We start from the raw sequence: 17,566 nt of genomic DNA on the forward strand, positions 1-17,566 counted from the left end.
ACTTTTGGGCGAATGCGATTCGCCCCTACAACTTTCACCTTCTTAAAATATTATTCGATCTCAATCGTCTATCGAATAAATTAAAAGTAAAAATTCAAAGGTTTGTGGCGATTTTGACTTTTTACTTTTACCTTTTTACTTATAAATTATCTCTATGCGCAATTCCGGCTTTGCCTGGATCTTATTGGCAATTATCGTAGTTATTGATATTTACGTTTTTCAAGCTTTAAAAACTGTTACCCAAAACTCCGCCAATCGTACGCGGATCATTTTATTTTCCATTTATTGGTTTTTATCCGCCTGCACCTTCCTTTTTATTTTGCTGATGCCGTATCTGAATACAGAAAACTGGCCCAAGTCATTGCGCAGTTATACGTTTGCAATATTGATCGGCTTGTTTTTTTCTAAAGTGGTTGGTTCCATCTTTTTCCTCGTAGATGACGTGAGGAGATTGATGATGTGGAGCATCGGAAAACTGTTCAGTAGTCCGACAGTTGCTATCACAACAGGCGACGAAGGCATTACACGATCTGTGTTTATAAGCTGGCTCGGGCTTGCCGCCAGCGGCACTTTGTTTGGTTCGTTGGTATATGGCTTCCGCAACAAGTATCACTATCATGTAAACAGGATCAAACTTTCCTACACGAATTTGCCTGTATCTTTTAAAGGTTTGAAAGTGGTACAGATCAGCGATATTCATTCGGGTAGTTTTAATGATAAAGCCGCGGTGGAAAGAGGCGTTGAAAAAATAATGCACGAAAAACCGGATCTTATCTTATTCACCGGTGATCTTGTTAATGATCGTGCGACAGAGATGAAAAACTACATGGATGTTTTTGGCAAATTAAAAGCTCCAATGGGTGTGTTTTCTACGCTTGGCAATCATGATTACGGCGATTACGTGGCATGGGACAGTCCGGAAGCAAAAAGACAAAACCTCGAAAACCTGAAAGTGGTTCATGCCAACCTTGGCTGGCGTTTGCTAATGAACGAGCACGTGGCACTTGAAAGAGGCGGCGAACAAATCGCTTTAATAGGTATTGAAAACTGGAGTGCCAAAGGACGTTTCCCTAAATATGGTAAAATGAGTGAAGCTTATGCGGGTACAGAAAAATATCCTTTCAAAATATTGATGAGTCATGACCCGAGCCATTGGGACGCAGAAGTAATTCCCAAATACAGCGACATCGATCTTATGTTGAGCGGACATACACACGGCATGCAGTTCGGTGTGGAATTGCCCGGTTTTAAATGGAGTCCTGTTCAGTACATGTACAAGCAATGGGCGGGTTTGTATGAAACAGAAAAGCAAAAATTATATGTGAACAGAGGCTATGGGTTTATCGGCTATCCCGGTCGTGTTGGAATATTGCCTGAGATCACAGTGATAGAGTTCGTGTAGAGAGATTTTGGCGCGGAGATGACGCTGATTTAACTGATTGGCACTGATTTTTTTCTTTATACAAGACAGCAAAACTAACTGGTCTTACTGTCTTGTATAAAGAAAATCGCTCACGCAAGATCAGCATAAATCAGTTAAATCAGCGTCATCTGCATGCCAAAATCTTATTCTGGAAGATATTTTAGTAGTTCAGTTAGCTCTTTATCGGTTAAACTATCTTGTTCAGATTTGTCGTAAATGGCAATTAAATAAACAGTATTATCGGTTATAATGAAATTTGTAATAATTCTTGCTCCGCCACTTTTACCTTTGCCTTTTGAAGAAATGGCGATTCTGATCTTGAAACAGCTTTTACCTATAGCTATCCCGTGTTCGGGATTTTCCTTAAGCTCTTGAATCAACGTGTATAATTCCTTTTTTAAGGAACTATATTTCTTTACGAGTCTCTTTGCCTGTTTTTCAAAAACAGTAGTTGTTTTGACTTTATAACTCATTCAAAAAATCGTCGGCGTTACGAGCCTTCTTTTTGCCAGCTCTAACTAATTTCATTTCTTCTACCGCATCCCTTAGTTCTCCCATTAGCAATGCTTTGGCATCGGTTAGGGGTTTTGCTTTTACGTAAGAAATACTTTTCAAAACATCCATCAAAGATGCAGCTTTGTTATCTGGAATATCTAATAGCACTTTCATGGTCACAATTTTACAAGCCTAAATTTATTACATCTTTTCATACGGATAGGATAAAATTAAAAGGCATCGCTATTTGCTCTGTTCAAACTAAGTATCAATGCACGATTTGCTAATCACAAAAGTCACAAAAGCGTTCCTTCGCAAAATACACCCTACATCCTACCTTGGCGAACCTTTCGCTTCCTAATATGTTGTACTGTCACAGTGAGGCTTTGTAGTGGTATAATCTTTGCCTCCATATCGTAAACAATACAACCAAATGCAAACTAAAATAACCTTTATCCTGCTGGCATGTATACTTACCTTATTATCTTTTTCTACGCATGCGCAGGGATTTCAGTTTGGCATCAAAGCGGGCGCCAACATCACCAAGGTGACAGGCGAATCTTTTAAAGACGAATTCAATTATGGTTATCAGGCTGGTTTGTTCGGCATTATCAATTTCTCCCAAAAATGGGGCATTCAGCCAGAACTTCTCTTTAATCAATACGGTGCAAAAGTGGCCAATCAGCCGAGCGATGTTTACGATCCAAACAATTTTAAAGATGTAAAGCTTAACTATCTTTCTGTACCTGTGCTAATCAATTACAACGTTGTAAAACCACTCACTTTACAAGGCGGTTTGCAGGCCGGTATTTTGACAAACAAAAATGAGCATCTTACTCAAACCATCGAGAATGCTTTTAAGGGAGGAGATCTGAGTCTTTTATTGGGCCTTCAACTTAACATTGCTACTTTCAAAGTAACAGGCAGATGGTATACCGGTTTGAACAATATCAATAATACTTCAAAACCTGAGGAATGGAAGAATACAGGATTCCAGGTGAGCCTTGGATGGCGTTTTTTGTAGTCGAAAGAAAAAGTAAGAATAAAAATGCCTGAAGGTCATTTTCCGTAACCGGATAATGACCTTTTCAATTATTACGTGAACATACATTCAGCAAAATCTGTTACAACGTTTTGATTTTTACTTTTTTCTTTTTAATTTCTTATTTATTTCAATTTCCTGACGTTTTTTCTCATTTTTCTTCGTGGCATCATAGTTGACAATTTAGGAGTGATCCAAAAATTAGTTTTTTTAAGAAAGGCGATGTTATTTTGTCACCTTTTTAAAAATATTGACGCCTAATTCGTATTTGGGTCACTACGGCTGATTATGCACCCATAACAGCTGATTACTAATGAATTAATATATAATGAAAGGTTCGAATTTTTTATTTAAGCCAGAAGATGATATGGATTTCATGCCCATTATTCCCTTAAACGAGAATGAAGGGGATGACGGGACGGAATTGACAATACCGGATGAACTACCGCTCTTGCCACTCCGCAATACAGTCCTTTTTCCCGGAGTGGTGCTGCCAATAACTGTTGGAAGAGACAAAAGCATAAAAGCAGTTAATGATGCTTACAAAGCCGACAAGTTAATAGGTGTAATTGCGCAAAAAGACAGCACTGTTGAAGATCCTGCGGTTACAGATCTTGAAGATATTGGTACGGTTGCCAAAATTGTGAAGCTGATCAAAATGCCCGATGGCGGCACAACGGTGATAATACAGGGGAAAAAGCGTTTCAAAACCTCTATGATTACTGCAGAAGACCCCTACTTTAAGGCAAGAATTGAATTGCTGGAAGAAGAACCGGCTCCAACTGATCAGAACTTTGAAGCTTATGTAGCCAATATTAAAGAACTGGCTACACAAATCATACAACTATCGCCCAACCTTCCTTCAGAAGCAGCGATCATTTTAAAAAATATTGAGAATCCATCTTTCCTTATTCACTTTGTGTCGAGTAACATGAATACGGAGCTGGCAGAAAAACAAAGACTGCTGGAAATAAACCATATTCATTCCCGCGCAGACCTTTTGATGCAAATCCTGCAAAAGGAATTGCAGTTTGCTGAACTTAAAAACAAGGTGACCAACAAAACACGCAATGAGCTGGATAAGCAACAGCGTGAATATTTTCTTCAACAACAATTGAAGAGTATTAAGGATGAGCTGGGCGGTGATACTAATGACAAAGAGGTGAAAGAAATGCAGAAAAAGGCCGAAGCAAAAAAATGGCCCGAAGCTGCGAAGGAAATGTTCAAGAAAGGTATCGAAAAGCTGGAAAGAATGCACCCAACTACTCCAGACTATTCCGTAGTGTACAACCATCTTGATCTGATGCTTGATCTTCCGTGGCAGGAATATACTGAGGATTCCTATGATCTTAAGAAAGCAAAGAAGATATTAGATGAAGATCATTTTGGCATGGCGAAGATCAAGGAGCGCATTCTCGAATACCTTGCTGTGTTGAAACTAAAGGGTGATATGAAAAGCCCGATCTTGTGTTTCGCAGGTCCTCCCGGTATTGGTAAAACTTCGCTTGGCAAAAGCATTGCAAACGCGATCAACAGAAAATATGTTCGCCTGAGCCTTGGTGGTTTGCACGATGAAAGTGAAATACGTGGTCACCGTAAAACCTATATTGGTGCGATGCCGGGCCGTATTCTGCAATCTATCAGAAAAATAAAATCATCTAACCCGGTGATTATCCTGGATGAGATTGATAAAATAGGAAATGATTTTCGCGGCGATCCTTCTTCTGCTATGCTCGAAGTGTTGGATCCTGAGCAAAACAATACTTTCTACGATAACTATCTTGAGCTTGAGTACGACTTAAGTAAAGTTTTGTTTATCGCTACTGCCAATAATATCGCGAACATTCAACCTGCTTTGCGTGACCGTTTGGAAATAATTGACCTCAGCGGTTATGCGGTGGAAGAAAAAGTAGAGATCGCCAAACGACATCTTTTGCCAAAGCAAAAAGAAGCACACGGTTTGAAAAGTGTGAATCTGAAAATGAGCGATAAAGTGCTGCAACAAGTAGTGGAGGACTATACACGAGAAAGCGGCGTGCGGGAACTGGACAGACAGCTTGCAGGTATCATGCGATCTAAGGCGAAAGACTATGCGATAGAAGGCAAAGTTGATTCAACGGTGTCTGGTACAGACATTGAAAAAATATTGGGTAAGCCGCGCTATAGTAACGAGATATATAAAACCGCAAATATGGCGGGCGTTGCCGTTGGTTTGGCGTGGACTTACGTGGGCGGCGATATCTTATTTATCGAAACAAGTCTTAGCGATGGCAAAGGCGAACTGAAGTTGACAGGTAACCTTGGCAATGTAATGAAGGAAAGTGCGTCAACTGCATTGACCTATTTGCAATCAAACGCAAAAAAAATTGGCATTCATTCCGATCTTTTTTCGAAGAGGAGTGTTCATATACATGTACCAGAAGGAGCCGTTCCAAAAGATGGCCCCAGCGCTGGAATTACAATGATGACGGCCCTTGCATCTGCCTTTACGGCCAGGAAAGTAAAGCCTTACCTGGCAATGACCGGCGAGATTACTTTAAGGGGTCAGGTGTTGCCGGTGGGAGGCATTAAAGAGAAAGTGCTGGCAGCAAAAAGAGCTGGCCTGAAAGAGATAGTTATGTGCTGGCAAAATGAAAAGGATGTACAGGAAATTGAATCCGGCTTCATTAAGGGCCTGAAGTTCCACTATGTGAAAACTATGCAACAGGTTCTTGATATTGCTTTGGCATAAAAATTTTAAATAAATATTTACAAAAACAACTTTTTATCTGAACTATTTCTTTTAAACGTTGTTAAAAACATTGTAGAATTTTTTCATGTTGGTTGTTTTAAGGGTTAAAGAGATCCCCCGTTTTTACGGGGGATTTTTGTTTTCCAGTAGAGACGCATTGCATGCGTCTCCCCCAACACCACGTCGCAATACCAATGACGGGGAATCCATTCGAAAATTCATGCAGACTGTTATTCTGGAGACGCGGTCAACGCATCTCTACTGGGTTTCCCAAATTCGGGGTTCCTAATTCCTGATTTCTAGTTCCTAATTCCTATTTTCGGGTCGATTTTTGCTAATAAATACCATTCTACTTTAAGCAATCAACATGAAAAACTCCGTTCGCATTTTCTGGAAACTTGTACTCTGGGGCGCAGGCATCCTTTTACTCATATTCCTTCTCATAAATTTTGGCGTTTTTGGCAAGCTGCCTTCTTTGGCGCAGCTGGAAAATCCAACCATCATGCAAGCCTCTGAAGTGTACGCTTCTGATGGTACTTTGATGGGGAAATTCTATCGCGAAAAAGGAAATCGCAGCAGCGTAAAATACCGCGATATTTCTCCGCATGTAATCGATGCGTTGGTTGCAACAGAAGATGAACGTTTCTATTCTCACTCCGGCATCGATGGCAAATCAGTTATGCGTGCCGTATTCACAGGAGGTTTGCAAGGTGGCGGTAGCACCATTACCCAACAGCTGGCAAAGAACCTGCTTGAGCAAGGTTCTAAAAATATTGTACGACGCGTAATCGAAAAAGTGAAAGAATGGATCATAGCCGTGAAGCTGGAAAGAAATTTTACCAAAGAAGAAATTCTCACTTTATATCTCAACACAGTTCCGTTTGGCGATAACACTTACGGCATCCGCAATGCGTCGCTAACCTTCTTCCAAAAAGAACCCGATCGTTTGACGGTAGATGAAGCGGCTATTCTGGTGGGTATGCTTAAAGGAAACACATTGTACAACCCTCGCAGAAATCCAAAGGAAGCAAGAGACAGACGTAACACCGTAATGGACCAAATGGTAAAGAACGGAAAGCTGTCGAGCATAGAAGCTACGAAGCTGAAGGCTATTCCGATTGACATGGGCAGTTACAAAAAAATGGATGAAACAACCGGCCTTGCTCCTTACTTCCGCGACATTCTGCGTGATGATCTTAAAAAATGGTGCAAGGAACATAAAAATCCGGCAACGGGCGAACCATACGATCTTTTCGAAGATGGTTTGCGTATTTACACTACCATCAATCCGCGCATGCAATTGTATGCAGAAGAAGCGGTGGCCAAACAAATGCCTGCGTTGCAAAAAGTATTAAACATGCAGGCATCAGTAAAAACGGGCAAGGTTTGGAAGGAGCATGAAAACATTCTGAATACGGCAATGAAAAACAGCGATCGCTGGAAAAACGGTAAAGATGATGACATGTCTGACGAAGAATTAAAAGCGTCTTTCAACAAAAAGGTACCGATGAAAGTGTTTGCCTGGAACAGTACCCGACAAAAGGATACGGTGATGTCTCCGATGGATTCCATCAGATATTGCCGGCAGATGTTGCAAACCTCTTTCATGGTAATGGATCCTGTAACCGGCGAAGTGAAAGCATGGGTAGGCGGTATCGACTTTAAAACATACAAATACGATCACGTAAACATTAATACAAAGCGCCAGGTTGGCTCTACCATTAAGCCGCTTTTGTATTGCGACGCAATTGAAGAAATTGGCTTTACTCCGGAAACGCCTTGCGAAAACAGTGCACAGAATTTCCCTGGCTATGGCATGGTTCCGGCAAAAGGTATCTGCAAAGGCGGAACGGTTACCATGGCAAATGCGCTTGCCTATTCTATGAACTGCGCGAGTGCCTATATTATGAAGCAGGTAACGCCGAAGCGTTTTGTAGAGTTTTTGAAAAACGTAAACATTCAAACAAAAGTTGATCCATATCCTTCCATTGCGCTGGGTTCCTGCGACCTTTCTATGTTTGAAATGATGTGGGCCTATTCAATGTTTCCTAACAGAGGATTCAGTACCAAACCAATTTACATTACCCGTATAGAAGATAAAAATGGTAATGTGCTTGAAAGTTTTCAGACATCAGTTAAACAAGTTATCAGCGAGAACGGCGCATACACTATGTGCCGCATGATGCAGGGAACGGTAGACGTAGGTACCGCGGCTGGCTTGCGTGCAAGACTAGGCGCTGCTGAAATGGGTGGCAAAACAGGTACCACGAATGACAACAGTGATGCGTGGTTCATGGGTTATGTTCCTCAATTGGTTGCGGGTACCTGGGTTGGTTGCGATGACAGATTTATTCGCCTCGAAGGCGCCTTAGGTTATGGTGGTGCAGCGAGCAAACCAATCTGGGAATACTTCTTCCAAAAAGTATATGCTGATAAAACGTTGGCTATTGACAGGCAAGCGAAATTCATTCAACCGGAATCTGTGCGTGATGGCTTGATGATGTCTTACCAAAACTTTGATCCTACTCCACCACCAGGTGCTGAAGGTGATGACCAGGGAAATGGCAATGCAAATGAATACCTGCGTTTGGATACCAGCAATGTGCATGTGCCGGTAGACTCAAGACTTGATCCGGATGAACAAAAAGTGCTGCAGGAAGCGAAAGGACAAAACAAAAAGAACAATCAGCAAAAACCTGTTGCAGCACCACCAGAGGAAGAGAAAAAGAAAGAAGGATTTTTTAAGAGATTGTTTGGTGGCAAGAAGAATAAGGACAATGATTATTAAGAATACAGTAGAGACGCGTTGAACGCGTCTCTTTTTAGTTTACAGTAAGTTAAAAACATTTTTTGCAACATGCCGTGTCGAAAGAGACGTGTTCAACGCGTCTCTACAGCGCCATCAAACTACACCCTCTCACCTCACTGTTATCAAGCCTTCCCAGCACTTTAAAATCTCCATTGGGGAATAGTTTTCCGACATCTTCAGTGGCTATAAATGAGCAGGAATAAATATTAGCAAGATCTATCACATTAATCACTCCGTTGATCGCCTTATCAGAAAGCTGGCGTACACTTAAGGGATCATCTTCTTCACGCAACACTATCTTCATCCAGGGCGGCGTACTGAAAATGCCGTCACCGCTCGAATAGGCCTGCGACAATAACTCGGTCATTCCGTATTCAGAATGAATTTTGTTTACGCCTAAACGCTCCATCAAAAACTCATGCACTTCTTCACGCGTCCATTCTTCCCTTCTACCCTTCATTCCACCGGTTTCCATCACGATAGTGTTTTTTAATTGCATGGAATATTTTTCCGCGAAATCCAATAGCGCAAACGTGACGCCTATCAGCAAAGTTTTTTTCCCCCTGGCTTCAAGTTCTTGCAAAACAGTATGTAGTTTTTCATGATCATACAAATAAAAGCCACTTTGCGGATCGCCGCTTTGCCTGATCAGTTCATCCACCATCACCACAAGCGAAGAAGCTTGTCTTTCGAGATAAGAAGGCAACAGTCCGATAATGCACCAATCGTCAGGATTGCCATAAAAAAGTTCAAATGCTTTTGCAAAACTCTGCTTGTAGAGGTCCAAACTTTTGATCAAATGTTTGCTGTTTACAGAACCGGTTGTACCGCTGCTTTCGAACAAATGCTCTGGTTCAAAATTTGTAGCAGCAACCTTGTGGGATTTGAAAAAACTTATTGGCAAAAAGGGAATTTTGGCAACCGAGTCAACATTTTCCTCGTTAATATTCAGGGCGTTGGCAAATTTCCTGTAAATTGAATTGTTATAGTATTGGAACCGGAAAACCTGCAGGCACAGATCCTCGAAAGCAAGGTTTGGATTGTTAAAAATCTGGTTAATCAATTCCGTTGTGTTAGGAAATAATGCCTGCATCCTTTAAATTTGTTAATTACAGAAAAGTTATATGAAGCTAAACATAACAGCTATAGCAATAATAGGATCCGTAGCGCTATTGTTTGCCTGCAACAAAGATAATTATAAGACGAAGCCCACATTGAAAATTACCAATCAGAATACAGCTGTGGTAGGAAGAAATCAAAACCTGGTAATAGAAATGGAGTACACAGATAAGCAGGGTGACATAAGCCACGGTCTTCTTTATTATTATCCCGACAGGCTTAATCAACGGCCTTTGGGAGCTAGCGATGGCTTACCATACGAAGTTTTAGCTGACACCGTTCCATTGTTTGACGTGGATTGGCAAAAAGGAAAGCTTCAGCTGACCCTGGATTATAACTTTCTTCATAGAAATAATGATACTGCGCACTTCCCAAATGACACCATCAAAGTGCAATTCTGGCTGCAGGACAGAGGTGGTAATATTAGCGATACAATTATTTCTGACCAGGCGGTCATCTTGTCTAAAGGGTAGTTTCAAATTCCCTGACATAAATCACGTATAGCCTGCGGTTTTAAGTTGCGTCCGAATATTCCTGATATTCTCCTTTCCCCTTATCTTTGACCGCTAAAACGCATTCATGGCAGCAAAGAAAGAAAAAAGCAGCTCTTTTTTAACCGATAAATCAATGTCGTTTTTAAAAGAATATATCAACAATGCCTCTCCGGTAGGATTTGAAGCAAGCGGCCAAAAAATATGGCTTAATTATTTAAAACCATTTGTAGATACCACATTTGTAGATCCTTATGGCACTGCCGTGGGTGTAATCAATCCCGATGCTCCTTTTAAAGTGGTAATCGAAGCACATGCAGATGAGATAAGCTGGTTTGTAAATTACATCACTCCTGAAGGTCTTTTGTACCTGAAACGCAATGGCGGCGTGGACCACCAGGTAGCTCCGGCACAAAGGGTATTCATCCACGGTAAAAAGGGTAATGTTCCCGCCGTTTTCGGGTGGCCTGCTATTCACACACGTCTTTCCAATAATGAAAATAAAGAACCACAGCCAAAGGTTGAAAACCTGTTCCTTGACTGCGGCGCCAGGAACAGAAAAGAAGTAGAAGAACTCGGCATTCATATTGGAGCGGTAGTTACTTACCAGGAAGGCTTCGCGGAACTGGCTAACGACTATTATATCGGTCGCGCATTCGACAACCGCGTTGGCGGTTTTATGATCGCAGAGGTAGCAAGATTATTAAAAGAGAACAAAAAGAAACTGCCATACGGACTTTACATCGTAAATGCAGTTCAGGAAGAAATTGGTTTACGTGGCGCTGAAATGATCGCAAGAAGAATTAAGCCAAACGTCGCCATCATTACAGATGTTACCCACGACACGACTACACCAATGGTTAACAAGATCATTGAAGGCGATGTGGCTTGTGGAAAAGGGCCGTCATTGGCTTTTGGACCAGCCGTTCATAACAAATTGCTGCAAGTTGTGCAGGATGTAGCAGAGAAATCTTCTATCCCTGTTCAGCTAAGAGCAGTAAGCAGAAGCACCGGCACCGACACCGATTCATTTGCGTATGCAAACGATGGTTGCCCATCCGTACTGATCTCAATTCCTTTGCGCTATATGCACACGACTGTGGAAATGTTGCACAAAAGCGATATTGAAAATACGATCAAACTAATGTATGACACGGTATTGACATTGACACCAAAAACAAATTTGAACTATCTATAACGCATCTGTACAAACAAGGCGATGCCTTGTCTCTATCGAAACATGCGTGTCCCAAAAAATATTTACAATGACTATTAGAAACGACTGGACCAAAGAGGAAATTTCAGAAATATACAATACTCCCTTGATGGAGCTTATTTACAAAGCGGCTACTGTTCACCGTGAGCATCAGGATACTGCGGAAGTGCAAGTTTGTACATTGTTGTCAATCAAAACAGGCGGTTGCAGTGAGGATTGTGCCTATTGCCCTCAGGCTGCACGTTACAACACTGGTGTGGATGTACAAGCTTTGATGAAAAAAGAAGAAGTTCTGGCTTATGCAGAACGAGCTAAAAATGCAGGTTCTACTCGTTTTTGTATGGGTGCAGCATGGCGCGAAGTGCGCGACAACCGCGACTTTGACCGCGTTATTGACATGGTTAAGGGCGTGAACGAACTTGGTATGGAAGTTTGCTGTACATTGGGTATGCTTACAGAGGACCAAGCTAAAAAACTGCACGATGCAGGTTTATATTCCTACAATCACAACGTAGACACTTCTGCTGAACACTATCATGACATCATTACAACACGTACTTACGAGGATCGCCTGAACACCCTTGATAACGTGCGCAAAGCTGGTATCAGCGTTTGCAGCGGTGGCATCATCGGGTTGGGTGAAAAACATGAGGACCGCATTGGTATGTTACACACATTGTCTACACTTCCTGAGCATCCGGGTAGTGTTCCTATTAACGCTCTTGTTCGTGTAAAAGGAACGCCTTTGCAGGATAATCCTAAAATTGAGATCTGGGATATGGTGCGCATGATTGCAACTGCAAGAATCATTATGCCCCGCAGCATGGTGCGCTTGAGTGCAGGTAGAACAGAAATGTCTTTATCAGAACAGGCACTTTGTTTCATGGCTGGTGCAAACTCAATCTTCACCGGCGAGAAATTGCTTACTACTCCAAACCCTGGCTTTGACGAGGATATGGCAATGTTCCAATTGTTTGGATTAAAGCCAAGAGAAGCCTTTAAAGAGGAAAAAGAACTTGTTTAAATATAGAAAGCGCTTCATTTGAGGCGCTTTTTTTATGAATACCTACCAAAATCCTAACGGCATAACATTCCATGTTAATGAGCTAAATGCAGCATATTTTCAAGCAACCGGTTCTTGTGCTGGTACGTATTTAGTAGTAATAAAAGAAAAAGCCTATGAAATCCAAATTAATATCAGCAGGATTTCTGGTCGTTTTGTGGAGCGTATTGATAGTCATATCCTGCAGTAAAGATAACGGTTACGGCTCCAGCAGTAACAACAATAATGGCAACAATCAGAGCAATGCAGTTTCTATAGAAAACATGTTGTATAATCCCGGCAACTTAACTGTAAAAGCGGGCACAACCGTTTCCTGGACCAATAATGATAATGTGGACCATACTGTAACAGCAAATGATGGAAGTTTCGATAGCGGTGCAATAAAAACAGGAAGTAAATACAGTCATACTTTTTCTACCACTGGTACGTTTTCTTATCACTGCACTTTTCATGCAGACATGAAAGCCTCAGTTGTTGTCCAATAACTGAATAACTGAGTAGTTTAATTTCGATTAGTCTACCAGAATATGAACATTCAGTTATTCAATTATCATCAAAAAAATAGTGCGCAGCTTTCGCCACACACTACCTTTTCTTAAGCATTAAAAAAACCTATTTTAATCTAACCCCAACACCGATAAGGATGTGTGAAGAATGCCATGAGTAACGGTCGTCAACATTGTTGATGTCTGATAAACCAAAGTTGTAACGGCCATAAATACTTACGCTTGATACATTAAACTGCGCTCCCACATTTCCACTGAACTCACCTTTTGTAAATGCATCTTTATCATCCCTCAACAGATCTTCATTATCGAACAACATATAGTTGTATTGAGGACCTGCTAACACCGAGAACATTTTAGTGACATTATATTTCAAAAGCACCGGCACGTTTAAGGTTGTAAGTTTAATCGCTTTGTCTCCTCCAGCTTTACCAGAGTTTACATAATACACCATAAAATCATCTGATCTTGTAGTGTTTGACTGGCTCACCAATAATTCAGGTTGCAGGTTAAAATTCTTGCTAAAATTCCAGGAACCAAACAAACCGCCTTCTACACCCGTTCCAAATTTTGTGTTCATTCCCTCTCCTCTTATGCTGGTGAAATTAAGTCCTCCCTTTATTCCCCATTGGAACGAAGACTGTGGTACAGGCTGCTCAGTTGCAACAGTCTGTGTGCTAGTTTGTGCGTTGGCCAAAATAACAGATAATAGCGCTACGATTGTGAGTTTAACTTTCATGCGTACAGGTTTTAGGTAACGATCTATAAAATCAATAATCAATTAAAAAACGAATTTTATCGTAAAACGCCTCAAAACTATTTCTTACATAAGAAATAGAAAAAATGGCGTCGACCAATAACGAAAAAATAACGACAAAATTTTTTGAGGCGGTAGATGGTGAATATGGAAAGGTAAAAAACTGAGCGTTATTTGAAAGTTGAAAACTGAAAATAGGCTTTAGAAGCTATCCGCCATTATTTCAATTTTCAACTTTCGACTCTCAACTTCTTAAAACTGCGATGGCAACGACTGTTGCAGGAACGTCTTATACTCTTGAATATTCTTCTTGCTCTTCAACAGCTCAAGATTGTCATCGGAAAGAAGTATGAATGAATATTTGCTCACACTAAGCCATGGAATAATTTCAGACGGTGCCGCTTTCTTGGCTTTTTGCAAGTAATCAAGTGCCTCGTTTATGCTCGCAAATCCTTTAAACAATAGTAACTTATTATTATCGTCAATGATAACATTACTCAACTCAATAGTCTTACCGCTGTAGTAATCTCTGTTGTAACGGCTGAACGCATTTCTTGCTTCTGTTACATATACAGGATCAACTTTTTCCATTACAAACGCTACATATTGCGGCTTGCGTGGGTCTATCGAATACGCAGATTTTACTTCGTTCAGTGGAATTACATTCAGTTTGGAAGAATCGATCTTCTGTCCTGATTGTAATCCTGGTGCCGCTATCACCGGAGCGCCTTTTGCAACAGCTGATTGGTCAACCGGCTCTTTATTAACGTTCTGTTTTGCTAATTCCTTTTGTTGGTTTTCATATTGATACAGCAAAGTAGAATCTATCGTGCGGGAGCCCGTTACCATGCCCGGCGCAACAATACCTGGCTTGTTAGCATTTAAACGCCCTGTAGAATCCGCCCTGCCACCGATCAGTTTGCCTGAAAGATCTTTCTCATACAGATACAATAATCCAGGGTCGATAGTTGCCAGTGCCTGCTGATTTGGGTTGATATTGGTCTTATCAAATCTTCCTTTATCATTTAGTAAATGAACATCGTTCGGTTTTCCCTTGGCTTCTTTCAATTCGAAATCCTGCGGCAGAGGTTCCTGCTTTTTCGGTTCTGCATCAGCAATCGTCGCTGTTGTGTCTTCTTTTGGCCTTTCTATTTGCAGGTTGGTCAGGTATTCTTCAATTTGTCTTCTTCTGCTTAATACACTTAAAAGATTTTGCGTTTTCTCACGCATCGTACTGTTTGGATACAATTGCAAAATGCTGTTCAACACAACTCTTGCAGTGCTGTCATCACGTTCGTGAACATAGTGTACGCCTTCGATGTAAAGCAACTGCGGCGTCCAGTATTTGTTGCCATATTTGCTGTCTGCAACTTTCTTTTCTGCGGCCGCTTCCTGGAAATTTCCTTCAATGAATTTGTTGTAAATCTCATCGTACAAAGCAGTCGCATCCTTCTTCAATAAACTGTCAGCAGATATTCCACCATTCTTTAATCTCGTTGCCTGTTTTCCGTTCGGATACTTGCTGTCCAGTTGTCTCTTAACCGCCATTGATTTGTCGGTTATGCCCAACCTCTCATAGCAATAATATAGATTGAAAAGTGCATCTTGTTCGTGTACCGTTTGTGGAAAATGCTGCAGCAACGATTCATACTTTTCAATGGCAGAAGCATAATCTTCAAGGTAATCCTGCAAGCCAACGCCCAATGCAAATGTTGCATGCTCAATCGAATCATTGGATATCTTTAATTTCTCTGGAGTAGTTGGTAATTTATCCAAAAGGCTTTCAAAGCTATATGCGTTTGCGGCAGCATTCTTTTTAGCAACATCATCTCCCTGACCACCATTGTTCATATTCGCCAATGCGCTTGCTATTGCAGCCGATCGTCGCCAGTTGTCCACATTGGGTCGTGTTCCCCACACAGATTTAAACTCAGTGGCACCCCTTGTTTTTTGAGTGGCATTATAAAAGTACCAGTCTCCTTTGTTAGTTGTATTGAAAAGATCGGTTACGCCACCGTTATTGTTGGCACCCGGCGTATTCACACTTCCGGAGGTATACTCTTCATCTTTAAGTCCCTGCTGTCTTCTAAGCGTTCTCTGCACTTTTTTGATCACTTCATCCCTTTCCTTTTGCGGCAAGGCTGCTATGTATTGCAAACTATCCTGGCGATGAATGATGTCCATTTCTTTAACAACAATGTGCAATGCATCTCTCCTGTCTTTCAACTGTGCTTCAATGCCAAGCGCAGGATCAATAGTCGAAACATTTACGCTGTCGTAGTAGCGGCTTGCTTCTCCATATTGCTTTTGCTTGAATGAAATATCACCCAGGGCAAGAAATGACTTTGCTTTCTGTACAGGATTGTCAATGCTTGAATGGACACTTTTTAAAAGTAGTTGTTTGGCATTGTCGGGATCATTTTGCATTTGCGCCACTTCCGATGCAGTATAGTACACAACGTCGCGATATACCAGGTATTTTTCACGCTTTGCCATTTTCAAAAGCTCCTGCATGGCCTGTGCGAGGGGATTATGCAGAGAGTCGCCATTTGCAAGCTTTGCGTTGTTTAATCTTGCATAAACTTCCTCAATCGGATTGATCGTATGTTTGATTGACTCTGCAAAATATTGCGATGCCAGCGTCTTGTCGTTCGTCATCGTGTACAACTGACCCAGCAAATATTCCCATCTTGCTCTTTCCTCGTTATTATCAGCGTTGTCCAGAGATTTCGCCAAATAAAAAGCACAGCTGTCGTAAACTTCCTGGCGATAAAAGTTCCACGCCTGCATCTCATTAAGATCCGTTGCCAATCTTTTAGGGAACAGAGAATCATTTTTAAGCGTCAATATCAAACTACTTGCTTCCACATATTCATTACTTGCGATGTAAGTTCGTACCTGCCATATCAACGCATCATTACGGCTTGGAGGCCTTGCCCAGAGGCGATGGGCAAAATGCGTATTTTCTTTAGTAGCAATGGAAAAGGCATTTCCCCCTTCTTCAGCATTTGAGTTGCTTCCAATATATTTATCGTATCCGCCCTCTTCTTTTGGGGCAAATGAAAAGTTCACAAACTGAAATGTAATGTGGGCCGAATCGAGCTGATTGCGGAAATAATAAGCCTGACCGATCAGCATGTACAAATTGTCGATATAGCTATTGCGCAGATCATGTAAGAGTATGCCCGCTGTAGATTTATAAATTACGCTGTCCAGCTCCTGTTTATAAGTTGCAGTTCTATCGAGTCTGTAATTATAAAAAGGCAGCAATTTGCCATAGTCATCCTTGTGCATTTCCTTTGCGCGGGAAAGCACCTGATCGAGTTTGGTGGCTGCATTAAAATAGTAATTGTAGTGGGTAACCGTGTTCTGAATAAATTTCCGGGGTAGTTTAAACTTCGTTGTTTCCGTTTTTTCAGCGCCCAATGTACGATTCTCGTATTTCTTTGGTTTTTTGATATCAGGGTCAAGATGGGGTTGGGCAAAAGCATTCGCTAAAGCCAACAAAAAGGTAGTTACGAACAGAAATCTTTTCAACAATACAAACATCTTCTTGGATAAAGATTTAATAACTTATAAAAGGAAAAATTATTTCAAATTTACTTCAAAAAATTAAGCCAAAATTTCGCCTGAAAGGCTCAAAAGATTGAACGAAAAATCCTGCTCGCCGGCTTAATATTATTATTTGCAATTATACATTTCTTTACGAGCTGCTGCAAGTTCACAATTAAGATTGCTTAGGCCAACTATTTTTACCGTGTTTTTTATAATAACCTTCAAAAACCGATAAAAAATGTCTTTTTTAAAAAGCGGAATGACGGATTTCGATTACTCTTACCCGCATTTTTTCATCTTTATCATCGTTATTGCTGGGAGAAGGCGTGAATGGTGAATCCTGAATGCGGGTCGAAAAT

At 41.1% G+C, this 17,566-nt stretch carries 13 protein-coding genes; 8 read left to right on the plus strand and 5 right to left on the minus strand.

The window, feature by feature from the left end; genetic code table 11:
• Positions 1-154 precede the first annotated feature (154 nt).
• Positions 155-1,402 (plus strand): metallophosphoesterase, encoded by a 1,248-nt coding sequence (locus tag QJ048_RS20040; protein ID WP_282336206.1) that lies wholly within the window; start codon positions 155-157, stop codon positions 1,400-1,402.
• Between the two features lie 164 nt (positions 1,403-1,566).
• Here QJ048_RS20040 and QJ048_RS20045 read toward each other — a convergent pair whose 3' ends face one another.
• On the minus strand, positions 1,567-1,896 hold the full coding sequence (locus tag QJ048_RS20045) for a type II toxin-antitoxin system RelE family toxin (protein WP_282336207.1): 330 nt from the start codon (positions 1,894-1,896) through the stop codon (positions 1,567-1,569).
• The gene (locus QJ048_RS20050; RefSeq protein ID WP_282336208.1) at positions 1,886-2,092 is read right to left on the minus strand and encodes a hypothetical protein; all 207 of its coding nucleotides are present in this window, start codon (positions 2,090-2,092) and stop codon (positions 1,886-1,888) included. The genes QJ048_RS20045 and QJ048_RS20050 overlap by 11 nt, the downstream gene beginning before the upstream one ends.
• A 259-nt stretch (positions 2,093-2,351) precedes the next feature.
• Between QJ048_RS20050 and QJ048_RS20055 the strand changes: the two genes are divergently transcribed.
• The 3 genes from QJ048_RS20055 (at position 2,352) to QJ048_RS20065 (ending at position 8,479) form a co-directional block, all read left to right on the plus strand.
• The gene (locus QJ048_RS20055; RefSeq protein WP_282336209.1) at positions 2,352-2,942 is read left to right on the plus strand and encodes a porin family protein; all 591 of its coding nucleotides are present in this window, start codon (positions 2,352-2,354) and stop codon (positions 2,940-2,942) included.
• Between the two features lie 346 nt (positions 2,943-3,288).
• The gene (gene lon, locus QJ048_RS20060; protein ID WP_282336210.1) at positions 3,289-5,691 is read left to right on the plus strand and encodes an endopeptidase La; all 2,403 of its coding nucleotides are present in this window, start codon (positions 3,289-3,291) and stop codon (positions 5,689-5,691) included.
• A 367-nt stretch (positions 5,692-6,058) separates the two neighbouring features.
• Positions 6,059-8,479 carry a penicillin-binding protein 1A gene (locus QJ048_RS20065; protein ID WP_282336211.1) on the plus strand — a complete coding sequence of 807 codons (2,421 nt, stop codon included), beginning with the start codon at positions 6,059-6,061 and terminating at the stop codon, positions 8,477-8,479.
• Positions 8,480-8,582: 103 nt separating this feature from the next.
• Here the strand turns inward: QJ048_RS20065 and QJ048_RS20070 are convergent, their stop codons facing one another.
• Positions 8,583-9,593 carry a LuxE/PaaK family acyltransferase gene (locus QJ048_RS20070; protein WP_282336212.1) on the minus strand — a complete coding sequence of 337 codons (1,011 nt, stop codon included), beginning with the start codon at positions 9,591-9,593 and terminating at the stop codon, positions 8,583-8,585.
• Positions 9,594-9,624: 31 nt separating this feature from the next.
• Between QJ048_RS20070 and QJ048_RS20075 the strand changes: the two genes are divergently transcribed.
• The 4 genes from QJ048_RS20075 to QJ048_RS20090 all read left to right on the plus strand — a co-directional run bounded on the left by QJ048_RS20075 (position 9,625) and on the right by QJ048_RS20090 (position 12,874).
• Complete coding sequence (locus QJ048_RS20075) at positions 9,625-10,092, plus strand: hypothetical protein (protein ID WP_282336213.1); 468 nt, start codon at positions 9,625-9,627, stop codon at positions 10,090-10,092.
• A gap of 106 nt (positions 10,093-10,198) precedes the next feature.
• Positions 10,199-11,308 carry a M42 family metallopeptidase gene (locus QJ048_RS20080; protein ID WP_282336214.1) on the plus strand — a complete coding sequence of 370 codons (1,110 nt, stop codon included), beginning with the start codon at positions 10,199-10,201 and terminating at the stop codon, positions 11,306-11,308.
• 67 nt (positions 11,309-11,375) lie between these two features.
• Positions 11,376-12,350: a biotin synthase BioB gene (gene bioB, locus QJ048_RS20085; RefSeq protein WP_282336215.1), complete on the plus strand. Its 975-nt coding sequence runs from the start codon at positions 11,376-11,378 to the stop codon at positions 12,348-12,350.
• Between the two features lie 155 nt (positions 12,351-12,505).
• A complete protein-coding gene (locus tag QJ048_RS20090; RefSeq protein ID WP_282336216.1) occupies positions 12,506-12,874 on the plus strand; it encodes a cupredoxin domain-containing protein in 369 nt (122 codons plus the stop codon).
• A gap of 127 nt (positions 12,875-13,001) precedes the next feature.
• Here QJ048_RS20090 and QJ048_RS20095 read toward each other — a convergent pair whose 3' ends face one another.
• On the minus strand, positions 13,002-13,634 hold the full coding sequence (locus QJ048_RS20095; RefSeq protein WP_282336217.1) for a porin family protein: 633 nt from the start codon (positions 13,632-13,634) through the stop codon (positions 13,002-13,004).
• Between the two features lie 270 nt (positions 13,635-13,904).
• Positions 13,905-17,201, minus strand: a complete 3,297-nt coding sequence (porW, locus tag QJ048_RS20100; RefSeq protein WP_282336218.1) for a type IX secretion system periplasmic lipoprotein PorW/SprE — start codon at positions 17,199-17,201, stop codon at positions 13,905-13,907.
• Between the last annotated feature and the right edge of the window lie 365 nt (positions 17,202-17,566).

Origin of the sequence: Pinibacter soli (assembly GCF_029961145.1) — a bacterium.
Taxonomy (GTDB): domain Bacteria; phylum Bacteroidota; class Bacteroidia; order Chitinophagales; family Chitinophagaceae; genus Pinibacter; species Pinibacter soli.

Coding starts and splice junctions, on each gene's coding strand:
- QJ048_RS20095 (WP_282336217.1), bottom strand. CDS start 13,634: ATGAAAGTTAAACTCACAATCGTAGCGCTATTATCTGTTATTTTGGCC.
- lon (WP_282336210.1), top strand. CDS start 3,289: ATGAAAGGTTCGAATTTTTTATTTAAGCCAGAAGATGATATGGATTTC.
- QJ048_RS20045 (WP_282336207.1), bottom strand. CDS start 1,896: ATGAGTTATAAAGTCAAAACAACTACTGTTTTTGAAAAACAGGCAAAG.
- QJ048_RS20040 (WP_282336206.1), top strand. CDS start 155: ATGCGCAATTCCGGCTTTGCCTGGATCTTATTGGCAATTATCGTAGTT.
- bioB (WP_282336215.1), top strand. CDS start 11,376: ATGACTATTAGAAACGACTGGACCAAAGAGGAAATTTCAGAAATATAC.
- QJ048_RS20050 (WP_282336208.1), bottom strand. CDS start 2,092: ATGAAAGTGCTATTAGATATTCCAGATAACAAAGCTGCATCTTTGATG.
- QJ048_RS20090 (WP_282336216.1), top strand. CDS start 12,506: ATGAAATCCAAATTAATATCAGCAGGATTTCTGGTCGTTTTGTGGAGC.
- porW (WP_282336218.1), bottom strand. CDS start 17,201: ATGTTTGTATTGTTGAAAAGATTTCTGTTCGTAACTACCTTTTTGTTG.
- QJ048_RS20070 (WP_282336212.1), bottom strand. CDS start 9,593: ATGCAGGCATTATTTCCTAACACAACGGAATTGATTAACCAGATTTTT.
- QJ048_RS20080 (WP_282336214.1), top strand. CDS start 10,199: ATGGCAGCAAAGAAAGAAAAAAGCAGCTCTTTTTTAACCGATAAATCA.
- QJ048_RS20075 (WP_282336213.1), top strand. CDS start 9,625: ATGAAGCTAAACATAACAGCTATAGCAATAATAGGATCCGTAGCGCTA.
- QJ048_RS20055 (WP_282336209.1), top strand. CDS start 2,352: ATGCAAACTAAAATAACCTTTATCCTGCTGGCATGTATACTTACCTTA.
- QJ048_RS20065 (WP_282336211.1), top strand. CDS start 6,059: ATGAAAAACTCCGTTCGCATTTTCTGGAAACTTGTACTCTGGGGCGCA.